Source organism: Umezawaea sp., from assembly GCF_057122925.1.
This window is the reverse complement of the sequence record NZ_DBNGPQ010000170.1, coordinates 17,181-29,178: the sequence shown is the minus strand read 5'-3', so window position 1 is coordinate 29,178 and position 11,998 is coordinate 17,181. Positions and strand designations below refer to the sequence as shown.

Here is an 11,998-nt window from a genome sequence, read left to right as displayed (position 1 = left end):
CTGCTGCTGGAGATGGGTGCGCGTTCCACGCCACCCTCGCGGCGTTGACCGAGGGGGCGAACCACTGAGACCGGCGGCACGTGCCAAGAACAGCTACTCGGGTTCGGAATTCGCCGAGTGCCGTTGGAACGTCCGCCACCGCGGGGTGACCATTCAGGACTGGGTGGGCGCCGGTGGGGTCGTCCGCAGCGATTCGACCTCGGCGCGGTGTCGTCGTGCGGCCGGGTCGTCGAACGCCTCGAACAGGGTCGCGGCCTCTCGCAAGTGGTCCGCCGCCGCCTGTGGACCGTCTTTGGCCAACAGTGCGATCGACAGGTTCCGCAAGGCGACCGCCAAGCGCCACTTCTCGTCGAACCCGCGGAACACCTCCACCGCGTACTGGTGGAAGTCGGCCGCGTCCTCCGGTCGGTCCAGGGCGTGGTAGGCCTCGCCGGTGGCGTCGAGGACGGCGGCCTCGCGGATGGCGTCGTTCAGCTGTCGTTGGAGCGACGCGGCGCGCTGGTAGAGGACGAGTGCGTTGGCCGGGGTTCCGAGGGAGACCGCCACCCTTCCCGCCTCCAGCGACCAGAACGCCTCCCAAGCGGGGTTCCTGCGGTCGCGGGCGATGGTCAGTGCTTCCTCGATGTGCTCGCGCGCCCGTCGTGCGTCGCCGAGGAGGCGGTGGGCGTGGCTCAGGCCGCGCAGCGCGTCGCCCTCGCCACCCGCGATCGCCAGGCCGCGGTACCCGGAGAGGGCTTCGGTGAGCAGGGGCACCGCGTCCTCCGGCCGCTCCAGTTCGATGAGGGCGTTGGCGATGTTGTTGGACGAGACCGCGGTCCAGTAGGCGTCGGCCAGTTCGGTCGCGATCTCCTTGGTCTGGAGGAAGCGCGACAGCGCGTCGGCTGGTTCGTGGTCGCGCAGGTGGACCAGACCCAGTGCGTTGGTCGACGCGACCTCACCGCGGCGATCACCGATCTCCTGCCTGATCGCCAGCGCGGAGGTCTGAAGTTCGACTCCCCTCCGCCGGTCCGCGTGCTGCGCGTGCGCCTTGCCCAGGCTTTCCAGCGCGTCGGCCTCGCCCTTGCGGTCACCCAGCCTGCGAGCGGCCTCCAGTCCGATCGTGCCGGTGGCGATCCAGTCGTCGAAGTGGTTGTAGCGCGCGTAGACCTCGCGCAGGACGTCCGCCAGGAGCCGAGCCACGACGTCGCCCTCGTGCTGACCGAGGTGGCGGACCAGCGCGGTCAGGTTCCGGCGTTCGAACTCGTACCAGCCGAACGCGCCCTCGTGGCTGGTGAACGCGGGGACCGCCGTGCGCGGTGGTGGGACGGGCAAGCTGCGGTCACGTGCTTCGGGAACCAGGGCGAGCACGGCGTTGAACGCCGCGTGGAGGTACCAGACCGCCAGGCGTTCGAGCGCCGCGGACGTCGAGTCGGGAGGTTCTTCGGCCTGTGCCTGGTCGTGTGCGTAGAACCGGAGCAGTTCGTGGAACTCGTACCGGTCCGGCGCCGTGGACTCCAGGAGGTGTGCTCCGGCCAGGTCGTCGAGGAGGCGCCGAGCGGTGGGCACGGGTTCGTCGAGCAGCGCGGCGACCGCGGACGGGCCGAAGTCGTCTCCGGGGTAGAGCCCGAGCAGGCGGAAGAGCCTGCCCGCCTCCTTCGACAGCGCTCGGTAGGACCACGCGAACACCGTCCGCACCGCTTCCGAATCGTCGTCCGACCCGAGCGCGTCCCACAGGCTCGATTCGTCGCGCAGTTCACCGATCAGGTCACCCAGCGGGGTTCGGGGTCTGCTGATCGCGCGTTCGGCCGCGATGCGCAGCGCCAGCGGCAGACGAGCGCAGAGCCTCGCCAGCTCGGCCAGGCCGTCGTCGCTGTCCCGGGGTCGGTGCTCGGCCACCAGGCCGCGCAGCAGCGCGACGGAGTCCTCGACGGGCAGGATCTCCAACCGCAGCCGGTGCGCTCCTTCGCGGGAGATCAGGCCGGAGAGCTTGCTGCGGCTGGTGACCAGCACCAGGCACCCGGCCGTTCCGGGCAGGAGCGGCCGGATCTGCGCGGGTGTGGCCGCGTTGTCCAAGAGCATCAGGATCCTCTGACCGGCCAGCAACGACCGGAACTGAGCCGATCGGGCATCGAGGTCCGCGGGCACGAGGTTCCCCGGCACGCCGAGCGCGCGCAGGAACCTGTCCAGTGCTTCGTCCGGGCTGATGGGTGGACCCGCGTCGTACCCGCGGAGGTTCACGTAGAGCTGGCCGTCCGGGAAGTCGGTGGCCACCTGGTGGGCCCACCGCACGGCGAGGGATGTCTTGCCGACGCCCGCCGTGCCGACGATGACGCACACCACGACCCTGTTGACCGCCTCCCTCGCCATCAGCGTCAGGAACCTGAGGCCCTCGGAGCGGTTGACGAACTCGCGGACGTCCGCGGGCAACTGGCGCGGTACGGGGCTGGGCGGGCGGCGGACCGCGCGGTGGAAGTGCACGCCCCCGTTGATGCTGCGAGCCTGCACCACCTCGTCGGCGAAGCCGCTCAGTTCGTTGTGCGATTCGCCTTCACCACGTGCCTCGTGGTCGTCCATGCCCCGGTGTCAGCTCGCGGTCGGCAACCTGCGAGCCACTTCCCGGTCGAAGAAGTCGCGGAGTTCCTCACCCCGGTCGTACAGGTCCGCGACGAATCCGCCCCAGAAGCGGATTTCGTCGTCGTCCACGCACTTCACCGCTCCCTCCAGGACACCGTGCTCGTCGTAGAGCACCTGGTAGGCGATCTCCACGCCGAGCAGGAAGAGTTCGGGCACCGCGACACCGCCCGCCTCGTACGCCTGGACCGCGTCGCGGTCGACGACGCGGATCTTCCCGCCCACCTCCTGTCGGATGTGGAGAGAGGTCAGCTCCCAGAGCAGGTACGAACTGATCGGCTGTTCCACCACCCTCACGCGGCGGACCTCCATACCGCGTTCGCTGATCCTGCGCTCGTAGTCGGCGACGGTCGAGCGGCCCTTCTCCAGCAGGTCGATGGATCGCTTCCAGTCATTGCGACGGGACGCTTCCCAGCTCTCGTTGGAGGATTCGACGAACTCCTGGCGGCGTTCCAACTTCCAGTTGAGCCCTCTGTTGTCGTGCCAGAAGTTCTCGCGGAAGTCGGCGAGGTACTCGTTCGCGGTCAACCTGGTTCCGGAAAGGACGACGGCTCTCTCATTCATCGGGGATGTCCGCCTTCGCCGCGCGGAGCATGACACCGGGGATCACGACCAGCCTCTCGTCGGCTCCGATGTGCACGTCCTCGGGGAGCCGAGAGCAGTAGGCCGTGGTGAGGTCGCGGCCTATGACGGCGACGTCCCCGTTGGACAACTCCCAGACGTCCGGGCACGACGGGTCGTCGTTCGTGATGCCCAGCTGCGCGGCCGACATTCCGAGCCTCTTGGCGAATTGGGCCACGGGGTTGGCTTCCCAGACACCGCCCATGAGATCCCCCTCGCACTTCGACAACCGTCCCGGAAAGCTGGCTGGACTCGTCGACGGCGGGCGGTCCAGCAACTCCGGGGTAGATGTTAGTGAGGTCTATCCCGTAATCTGGCGCACTAGTGCGGATTTTTCGCTAATCTGGTGGTAGTCCACCGGTATGTGGGCAAGGCCTCCCCTAATGGGTGGACAATTGCCTTGATTGGTGTCGCATTGTGACGCGATTGGCTGACTTGATACCCCCGATCGGGCGAGCTAAGTCATTTAGCGATGATGAATGAGAAAAACCAACCCCGTCCGCATTTCGCGGGTGCCTTCCCCGTGGTGGCCGCGCCGCCGGGAATGACGTGCGTCGGGGAGGTGCGGTCGTGCGGCGGTGAGGTCGTGGGCGACCGCACCGGGTCAGGACCGGGTGTCCTCGTAGGACTGGCGGAGGGTGGTCACGACCGCCTCGCGCAAGCCCGCGCACACGGCGATCGTGACGGTGGAGTCGGCGTCGTGGGTGGTGTCGTCCAGGTCGACCACCACGCCTCCCGCCTCGCGCACCAGGAGTGCGCCCGCGAGCGTGTCCCACGGCATGTTGGAGAGGTTCACGGTGGCGTCCAGCTTGCCCTCCGCCACCCACGCCAGGTCGATCGCGGCGGTGCCGATCATGCGGATGCGCTGTGCTCGGGAACCCAGGCGGGACAGGAGGGCCAGGCGCACGGCGTTCTTGGGGGCCGCGTCGTCGCCCACCGCGAAGTCGCCGATGGAGATCACGGCGTCGGACAGGGCGTCCACCGGGGAGGCCTGGATGCGTTCGGCACCCGAGTAGGCGCCGTGGCCCAGGGAGGCGTGGTAGTCGACGCCGAGGAACGGGAGGGTGATCGCGCCGAGCACGGGGGTGCGGTCGGCGACCAGGCCCAGGGAGACGGCGCACAGGGGGATGCCGCGGGCGAAGTTGGTGGTGCCGTCGATCGGGTCCAGGGCCCACCAGAGGTCCGCGGGGCCGGTGTGGCCGTGCTCCTCGCCGAGGACGCCCACGTGCGGGGCCTCGGTCAGCAGGAAGGTGCGGACGGCGTCCTCGACGGCCAGGTCGACGTCGGTGACGAGGTCGCGTTCCGACTTGGTCGTGACGGTGCCCACGGCGCGGCTGGTGGCGATCCTGCCGCCGATCGCGACCGCTTCGCGGGCGATCGGCAGCAGGTCGTGGTGGCTCAACGGTCGACCGCGCGGGGGAGGTCGGTGGTGAAGGCGTCGACCTGCGGGAGGTCGTGGCCGAGGCGGTCGCGCTTGGCGGTCAGGTAGCCGATGTTGTGGTCGTTGGGGCGCATGAGCAGCGGTTCGCGGGCCGCGACGGTGATGCCGTTGGACTCCAGGGCCTCGATCTTGTCCGGGTTGTTGGACATGAGGCGGACGGAGTTGACGCGCAGGTGCTTGAGGATCCTGACGGCGGGACCGTAGTCGCGGACGTCCACCGGCAGTCCAAGCGAGGTCGCGGAGTCGAGGGTGTCCAGACCCTGCTCGTCCTGGAGGACGTGGGTGCGGACCTTCTCGACCAACCCGATCCCCCGGCCCTCGTGGCCGCGGAGGTAGATGAGGATCCCGCTGCCCTCCGCGACTATCCGGTTGAGGGCGGCGTCGAGCTGCTCGCCGCACTCGCAGCGCATGGCGCCGAAGATGTCACCGGTCATGCACTCGGAGTGAACGCGGATGAGCACGTTGTCCCTCATGCTGGTCTTCCCGTGGACCAGCGCCATGTGCTCGTGTCCGTCCGCGCGGAACGCGACGGCGCGGAAGGTGCCGCGGCGGGTCACCAGATCCGACTCGGCGACGTCCTCGTGGCTGATGGCTTCCTCGTACATCCGATCCCCTCATCGCCCGAGACCGGCCCAGCGTCATTACGCTCGGCCGGGAGTTGCACCGTAACCCGCTCACCTGGTGGAGGTCACCCTGTTCAGCATCACCGTCCGCGACCACGTGATGGTCGCGCACAGCTTCCGCGGCGAGGTCTTCGGTCCGGCACAACGTCTGCACGGGGCAACGTTCGTGGTGGACGCGCGGTTCAACCGGACCGATCTCGACGCGGACAACATCGTGGTCGACATCGGACTGGCCACACAGGAGCTCAAGACCGTCCTCGCCGAACTCAACTACCGGAACCTGGACGAAGTACCCGCTTTCGCCGGGGTGAACACCTCGACCGAGTTCCTCGCCAAGCACATCGCCGACCAGCTGGCGGACCGCGTCCACGCGGGCGCGCTCGGCGAGGGCGCGCGGGGTCTGGCTGCGATCGAGGTCACACTGCACGAGTCGCACGTCGCGTGGGCGAGCTACCAGCGCGCGCTGTGACCGTGCACGTCGTGCTGCCGGGAGGGGTCGACGACCCGTCGGTCCCGAGCGGCGGAAACTCCTACGACCGGCGGGTGTGCCGGGAGCTGGTCGCGCTGGGCGTCGACGTGCGGGAGACCGCCGTGGGCGGCGCGTGGCCGGGTTCCGGCGACACGACGGCGCTGGCGCGCTCGCTCGCGGCGGTGCCCGACGGCGGGGTCGTGCTGCTCGACGGCCTGGTGGCGTGCGGTGTGCCGGACGTCGTCGTGCCGCACGCCGGGCGGCTGCGGCTGGTGGTGCTGGTGCACCTGCCGCTGGCCGACGAGACCGGGCTCGCACCCGACGTGGCGGCGGCGCTGGACGCCGCCGAGCGGGAGGTGCTGCGGGCCGCCGCCGCGGTCGTGGGCACCAGCCCGTGGGCGTCGCGGCGGCTGGTCGAGCACCACGGGCTCGACCCGGACCGGGTGCGCACGGTGGTGCCGGGCGTGGACCCGGCGCCGCTCGCGCCCGGCACCGACGGCGTGTCGAGGGTGCTGTGCGTGGCGTCGGTGACGCCGCGCAAGGGCCACGACGTGCTGCTCGACGCGCTGGCGACCGTGGTCGACGTGCCGTGGACGCTGGACTGCGTGGGGCCGGGGACGGCTCCGCGGCACGGGCTGGGCGACCGGGTGCGGTTCACCGGGCCGCTGCACGGCGAGGCGCTCGACCGCGCGTACGCGGCGGCCGACCTGTTCGTGCTGGCGTCGCGGGCCGAGACCTACGGCATGGTCGTCACCGAGGCGCTGGCCCGCGGCATCCCGGTCGTGGCGAGTTCGGTGCCGGACGCGCTGGGTGGCGGCGGCGTGCTCGTGCCGCCCGGTGACGTCGCCGCGCTCGCGGCGGAACTCCGGCGCTGGTTCGACGACGAACGGGCCCGCGCCGCCCTCCGGGAGGCCGCGCGGAGGCGGAGGGACCAGCTCACGGGGTGGGCCGAAGCCGCCGGGTCGATGGCCGAGGTGCTGGTTAGGGTGCGCGGATGAGCTTCGCTCCCGAATGGCTGGCACTGCGCGAAAGAGCTGACGCCGAGGCCCGCGCGGTGGACCTGCTCGACCCCCTCCGCAAGATCCTTGTGAACCGGACCCCCCTGGTCGTACGTGATCTAGGGTGTGGAACGGGATCGATGGGGCGATGGCTCGCCGGACGGCTGGGAGGTCCGCAGCACTGGGTGCTGCACGACCTCGACCCCCGTCTGCTCGAACTGGCCGGTGCGAGCATGACCGGCGCCGGCGTGACCGTGCAGACGCGGGAGGGAGACCTCACCGCGCTGCGGAGCGAGGACCTCGTCGGCACGTCCCTCGTGACGGCCTCGGCGCTGCTGGACCTGTTCACCTCCGAGGAGGTGGACGGGTTGGCGCGGGCGTGCGCCGGGGTTCCGGTGCTGTTCACGCTGTCCGTGGCGGGCCGCGTCGAGCTGGATCCGGCCGAGCCGCTGGACGTCGAGTTCCAGGACGCGTTCAACGCCCACCAGCGGCGGGTCGTCGACGGTCGTCGGCTGCTCGGTCCGGACGCCGTGACGGCCGCCGTGGCGGCGTTCGAGCGCGTCGGGGCCGAGGTGATCACCCGGCCCAGCCCGTGGCGCCTGGGGCCCGACCAGGCCGCGTTGACGGGGGAGTGGCTGCGGGGGTGGGTCTCCGCCGCCGTCGAGCACGAACCCGCTCTCGCCGCCGAGGCCCCCGCGTACCTGCGCAGGCGGCTCGACGGCGACCTGACCGCCGTCGTGCACCACACCGACCTGCTGGCCCTGCCGAGGGCCGCCTGATGCGCCGCGCCTGGCCGTGGCTGCGCCTGCTCGTGGCCGTCGGGATCCTGGTCGCACTGGGTGTGCGGCTGGGCACCGACGCGTTCCTGGACGGGCTGCGCGCCGTCGACGGCTGGGCGGTGCTCGCCGCGCTGGGCATCGGGTTGCTGACCACGGTGCTCAGCGCGTGGCGCTGGGTGGTGATCGCCCGCGCCCTCGGTCTGCCGCTCGCGCTCGGCACGGCCGTCTCGGACTACTACCGCGGGCTGCTGCTCAACTCCGTGCTGCCCGCGGGTGTGCTCGGGGACGTCGACCGCGCGGTCAACCACGGCAAGCAGTCCGGCGACGTCGGCCGCGGGGTGCGGGCGGTGGTGTTCGAGCGGTTCGCGGGCCAGGTGGTGCTGATCTCCGTCGGCGTGGCGGTGCTGCTCACGCAGCCCGTCCTCGCCGTGGACCTGGCGCCGAACACCGGGGTGGCGGTCGCGGTGCTGGGCGGGCTCGCCGTGGTGGCGGTGCTCGCCGCGCGGTCGCCGAGGGTGCGCGGCGCGCTGGCCACCACGTGGGCGGACGCGCGGGTCGGCCTGCTCTCCCGGCGCACCCTGCCGGGGGTCGCGGTGCTGTCCGCGGCGACCCTGGCCGGGCACGTGGGCCTCTTCCTCGTCGCGGCGCGGGCGGCCGGGGCGACGGCCTCCGCGACCCAGCTCGTGCCGCTGGTCGTGTTGGCGCTGCTGGTGATGGGGCTGCCGGTCAACGTCGGCGGCTTCGGCCCCCGCGAGGCGTTCCTGGCCGTGGCGTTCGGCGCCGCGGGCCTGGGAGCCGCGCAGGGGCTCACGACCGGTGTCGTCTACGGCGTGCTGGCGATGGTCGCGGCGCTGCCCGGTGTGCTGGTGCTGTTCCGCGGTCGCGCCTCACGCGTCCAGCAGGTCGAGGTACTGCCCGAACGACTGGGCCAGGCTCGCGAGCAGCGCCTCGCCCTTGCGGGCTGACGCCAGCGACGGGCGACCGACCACACCGGACTCCGTGTACGGCCCGAGACCGAGCGTCAGCATGTGCCGCCGGTCGTCCGCGAGGTGGTCGCCCGTCTCGTAACCGGGCCGCACCAGGTCCGGGTGCGCGTGCAGCAGGATCGACGTCTCCAGCTCGCCCGCGTGCATGTCGCTGTCGGCGGACGTCTCGACGCCCGCCGACTCCCGAGCCGCCGCCCAGTCCCCGAGTCCGGGGAACAGGGCCATGCGCTCGGCCTCCTGCACGATGTTCGACAGCACGTAGTTGCCGCCGTGCCCGTTGACCAGCACCAGGTTCCGCACGCCGGACCGGCGCAGCGACTCCGCGACGTCCGTCACCACCGCGAACAGCGTGCGCGCCGAGATGCTGACCGTGCCGGGCCACGCCGCGTGCTCCTGCGAGCACGTGATCGTCAACGGCGGCAGCAGCTGCACGCGGTGCGCGTCGGCGACCGCCCGCGCGATCGTGCAGGCGATGACGGTGTCCGTGGCCAGCGGCAGGTGCGCGCCGTGCTGCTCGTGGCTGCCGACGGGCAGGACGGCCACGGTGGCGGCGCGGTCCCGGACCTCGGCGGTGGTGTCAGTCGGAAGCAGGTGCATGGGCCGCACGGTAGTCAATCCGGTGGCACAGCGCCGGAACGCGGCCGTCGGCAAGCTTCGGCAGCACGTCGGGCAGTTCGTCGAACGGGCTCTCGCCGGTGATGAGCGCGTCGAACGCCGGATCGGCCAGCAGGTCCAGCGCCAGCGCCATCCGCTGCGCGTACGTGCGGTCGGGGCGGCCGACGGTGCCGACCTGGCTGCTGCGCACGGTGAGCCTGCGGGAGTGGAAGAACTCGCCGAGCGGAACGCTGATCCTGCGGTCCCCGTACCAGCTCAGCTCCACCACGCGGCCCTCCGGCGCGAGCAGTTCCAGCGACCGCGCCAGGCCCTGCTCGGTGGCGCTGGCGTGCACCACCAGGTCGAGGTCGCCCGCCGCGTCGCCCGGCAGCGCGAACTCCACGCCCAGCGCCTCGGCCACGGCCGCGCGCGTGGGATCGGTGTCCACCAGCTGGACCCGGACACCGGGGAACCTCGCCAGCACCCCGGCGACGCCGCACCCGACCATTCCGCCGCCGACGACGGCGATCCGGTCGCCGATCAGGGGAGCCGCGTCCCACAGCGCGTTCACCGCCGTCTCCACCGTCCCGGCCAGCACCGCCCGCCCCGCGGGCACGGCGTCCGGCACGGGCGTGACCGCCGCGACCGGCACCACGTAGTGCGTCTGGTGTGGATAGAGGCAGAACACCGTGCGGCCCAACAGGTCCGCCGGACCGGTTTCGACCACGCCGACGTTGAGGTACCCGTACTTCACCGGCCACGGGAAGTCACCGTCCTGGAAGGGAGCGCGCATCACCCCGTGCTGGTTCTCGGGAACGCCGCCGCGCAGGACGAGCGTCTCCGTGCCGCGGCTGACCCCCGAGCAGAGGGTGCGGACGAGCACCTCGTCCGGTCCGGGAGAGGCGAGTTCGACAGGTCGGATCTCACTTTTTCCGCTGGAGGTGAACCAAAGTGCCCTCGCCACGCGTGTCATCCAAGAACCTCCGACAAAAACGGGGCCCACTTCAAAGGGGCACGATGACCACACTTCAGCACAGCAAGACGGCGTCCGCCGTGCCCGAGCACGCGGCGTGGGCCGGTGCGCAGATCATCCTGCTCGCCTTCGTCGAGCGCACGGTCGGCCTCGGTGCGCCGGGCTGGCTCGCCGGCATCTCCTACGCGGTCGTGACCTGGTCCCTGCTGGGTTACGCGCTGCAGCGGACCGGGGGCGCGCTGGGACCGGCGGACCGGGTCACCCTGGGCCGCGGCGTCCTCGTCGGGTCCGTGACCGCGATCGTGGTCGACCGCGTGGGAGAGGGGGTGCCGACGGCGATGATGGTGGCGTTCACCGCGGTCGCGCTCGCCCTCGACTGCGTGGACGGCCAGGTCGCCCGCCGCACGGGCACCTCCTCCGCCCTGGGGGCGCGGTTCGACATGGAGGTCGACGCGTTCCTCATCCTCGTCCTGAGCGTCCACGTGGCGTTCTCGTTCGGCCCGTGGGTGCTGGCGATCGGCGCGATGCGCTACGTCTTCGTGGCCGCCTCCTGGGCGTTCCCGTGGCTGCGCGCCGACCTGCCCGCCAGCTACGCCCGCAAGACCGTGGCCGCGGTCCAGGGCGTCCTGCTGGTGGTCGCCGCGTCCGGTGTCGTGCCGTTCTCCGAGCACCTCGTCGGGTTCGCGCTGGCGACGCTGCTGTGGTCGTTCGGCCGGGACACCGCGTGGCTGTTCCGCCACCGCGTCGTGACCGTGGCCGGGACCGTCGCGCCGGTGCGGAGGTACGTCCATGTCTAGCCGGGTCGACACGGCGCGGCGCGTCGGCGACGTCGTGCTGCGGGTGGTCCAGGCCCTGCTGGCCGCCTACTTCGTCTACAGCGGGTACCTGCTGTTCGGGCCGGGCACGATCGGCAAGTTCGAGGAGATCGGTGTCGGCCAGTGGCTGCGCCACCTCACCGGTGTGCTGGAGGTCGCGGGCGCGATCGGCCTGCTCGTCCCGCGCCTGTGCGGGCTCGCCGCGCTGGGCCTGGCCGGGGTGATGGCCGGCGCCGTCACCACCGAGCTGTTCCTGGTGAGCGGCGGTGACGCGACCCTGCCCGCCGAGCTGCTGGTGGTGAGCGCGGTCGTGGCCTGGTTCCGCCGCGACACGGTCCTCGCGCTGCTGCCTCAGCGCTTGGGGAAGTAGCGCAGCACGGCGACGTCGCCGAGCTTGGCCACCTCCTCCAGGTGGAACCGGTGGGCGGGCCCGCCGGGGAACTCGGCGGGGCCCAGGAAGCGCGGGGCGTCGGCCTGCCCGATGAGCATCGGGGCGACGGCCATGCGGATCTCGTCGACCAGACCGGCGGCCAGGAACGCGGTGTGGACCCGTTCGCCGCCCTCGACCATGAGGCGCTCGACCCCGCGGTCGCCGAGGTCGTCGAGCAGGGCACCGAAGTCGACCGCCGGACCGAGCGCCACGACCTCCGCGAGGTCGCCGAGCGCGGCCGAGGCCCGGAGCGCCCCCGAACCGGTGGTGTACACGAGCTTGGCGCCGCCGTGGTGCCAGAAGTTCCACTCCGGGGCCAGGTCGCCGGACTCGGAAACGGTGACCTTCAACGGGAACTCCGACTGTCCGCTCGCGACCCGCGCCGCCCGCCGCCGCGGGCTGTTCACCAGCAGGCGGGGGTTGTCGGCGCGCAACGTCCCCGCGCCCACGAGGATCGCGCCCGACTCGGCGCGGATCCGGTCCACGTGGTCGAAGTCGTCCGCATTGGACAGTGGGAAGCGGTGGCCGCTCCGGTCGTCGATGTGGCCGTCGACGCTGACGGCGACGCTGAGCAGGACGTGCGGTCGGGTCACGGTCCCACCGTAGTCGGGCGACCGGTCTCCGCCACCGGCTGAACCTTCCGCCGGTGGCCCGCGTTA

General features: G+C 71.7%; 14 protein-coding genes. 6 read left to right on the top strand and 8 right to left on the bottom strand.

The window, feature by feature from the left end; genetic code table 11:
* Positions 1-153: 153 nt before the first annotated feature.
* From AC156L_RS38155 to ribA, 5 genes are all read right to left on the bottom strand, one after another.
* Positions 154-2,553 (bottom strand): ATP-binding protein, encoded by a 2,400-nt coding sequence (locus tag AC156L_RS38155; protein WP_330883034.1) that lies wholly within the window; start codon positions 2,551-2,553, stop codon positions 154-156.
* Positions 2,554-2,562: 9 nt separating this feature from the next.
* A complete protein-coding gene (locus tag AC156L_RS38150) occupies positions 2,563-3,138 on the bottom strand; it encodes a DUF6879 family protein (RefSeq protein ID WP_330883032.1) in 576 nt (191 codons plus the stop codon).
* Between the two features lie 28 nt (positions 3,139-3,166).
* Positions 3,167-3,436, bottom strand: a complete 270-nt coding sequence (locus AC156L_RS38145) for a hypothetical protein (protein WP_330883030.1) — start codon at positions 3,434-3,436, stop codon at positions 3,167-3,169.
* Between the two features lie 399 nt (positions 3,437-3,835).
* Positions 3,836-4,633, bottom strand: a complete 798-nt coding sequence (locus tag AC156L_RS38140) for an inositol monophosphatase family protein (protein ID WP_330883028.1) — start codon at positions 4,631-4,633, stop codon at positions 3,836-3,838.
* Positions 4,630-5,277 carry a GTP cyclohydrolase II gene (gene ribA, locus AC156L_RS38135; RefSeq protein ID WP_330883026.1) on the bottom strand — a complete coding sequence of 216 codons (648 nt, stop codon included), beginning with the start codon at positions 5,275-5,277 and terminating at the stop codon, positions 4,630-4,632. The genes AC156L_RS38140 and ribA overlap by 4 nt, the downstream gene beginning before the upstream one ends.
* Before the next feature lie 88 nt (positions 5,278-5,365).
* Here ribA and AC156L_RS38130 point away from each other — a divergent pair, with 88 nt between their 5' ends.
* The 4 genes from AC156L_RS38130 to AC156L_RS38115 are packed head-to-tail and all read left to right on the top strand — an operon-like array spanning position 5,366 to position 8,506.
* Entirely contained in the window at positions 5,366-5,764 is a 399-nt protein-coding gene (locus AC156L_RS38130) for a 6-pyruvoyl trahydropterin synthase family protein (RefSeq protein ID WP_330883038.1), read from the top strand.
* A gap of 2 nt (positions 5,765-5,766) precedes the next feature.
* Positions 5,767-6,762 (top strand): glycosyltransferase family 4 protein, encoded by a 996-nt coding sequence (locus AC156L_RS38125; protein WP_330883036.1) that lies wholly within the window; start codon positions 5,767-5,769, stop codon positions 6,760-6,762.
* Positions 6,759-7,541 carry a class I SAM-dependent methyltransferase gene (locus tag AC156L_RS38120; protein WP_330883024.1) on the top strand — a complete coding sequence of 261 codons (783 nt, stop codon included), beginning with the start codon at positions 6,759-6,761 and terminating at the stop codon, positions 7,539-7,541. The genes AC156L_RS38125 and AC156L_RS38120 overlap by 4 nt, the downstream gene beginning before the upstream one ends.
* Positions 7,541-8,506 (top strand): lysylphosphatidylglycerol synthase transmembrane domain-containing protein, encoded by a 966-nt coding sequence (locus AC156L_RS38115; RefSeq protein WP_330883022.1) that lies wholly within the window; start codon positions 7,541-7,543, stop codon positions 8,504-8,506. Before AC156L_RS38120 ends, AC156L_RS38115 begins: the two co-directional genes overlap by 1 nt.
* On the opposite strand, the gene AC156L_RS38110 is transcribed toward AC156L_RS38115, so the two are convergent.
* Complete coding sequence (locus AC156L_RS38110) at positions 8,429-9,124, bottom strand: creatininase family protein (RefSeq protein ID WP_330883020.1); 696 nt, start codon at positions 9,122-9,124, stop codon at positions 8,429-8,431. The two genes, AC156L_RS38115 and AC156L_RS38110, sit on opposite strands and share 78 nt — an antisense overlap.
* Positions 9,105-10,094, bottom strand: a complete 990-nt coding sequence (locus AC156L_RS38105; protein WP_330883018.1) for a zinc-dependent alcohol dehydrogenase — start codon at positions 10,092-10,094, stop codon at positions 9,105-9,107. The genes AC156L_RS38110 and AC156L_RS38105 overlap by 20 nt, the downstream gene beginning before the upstream one ends.
* Positions 10,095-10,138: 44 nt before the next feature.
* On the opposite strand from AC156L_RS38105, the gene AC156L_RS38100 reads away from it, so the two are divergent.
* Together AC156L_RS38100 and AC156L_RS38095 are read left to right on the top strand one after the other, a co-directional pair.
* Positions 10,139-10,891, top strand: a complete 753-nt coding sequence (locus AC156L_RS38100) for a CDP-alcohol phosphatidyltransferase family protein (RefSeq protein ID WP_330883016.1) — start codon at positions 10,139-10,141, stop codon at positions 10,889-10,891.
* Entirely contained in the window at positions 10,884-11,279 is a 396-nt protein-coding gene (locus tag AC156L_RS38095) for a DoxX family protein (RefSeq protein WP_330883014.1), read from the top strand. Before AC156L_RS38100 ends, AC156L_RS38095 begins: the two co-directional genes overlap by 8 nt.
* Here the strand turns inward: AC156L_RS38095 and AC156L_RS38090 are convergent.
* Positions 11,261-11,932: a RibD family protein gene (locus AC156L_RS38090; RefSeq protein ID WP_330883012.1), complete on the bottom strand. Its 672-nt coding sequence runs from the start codon at positions 11,930-11,932 to the stop codon at positions 11,261-11,263. The genes AC156L_RS38095 and AC156L_RS38090 overlap by 19 nt on opposite strands.
* Positions 11,933-11,998 lie beyond the last annotated feature (66 nt).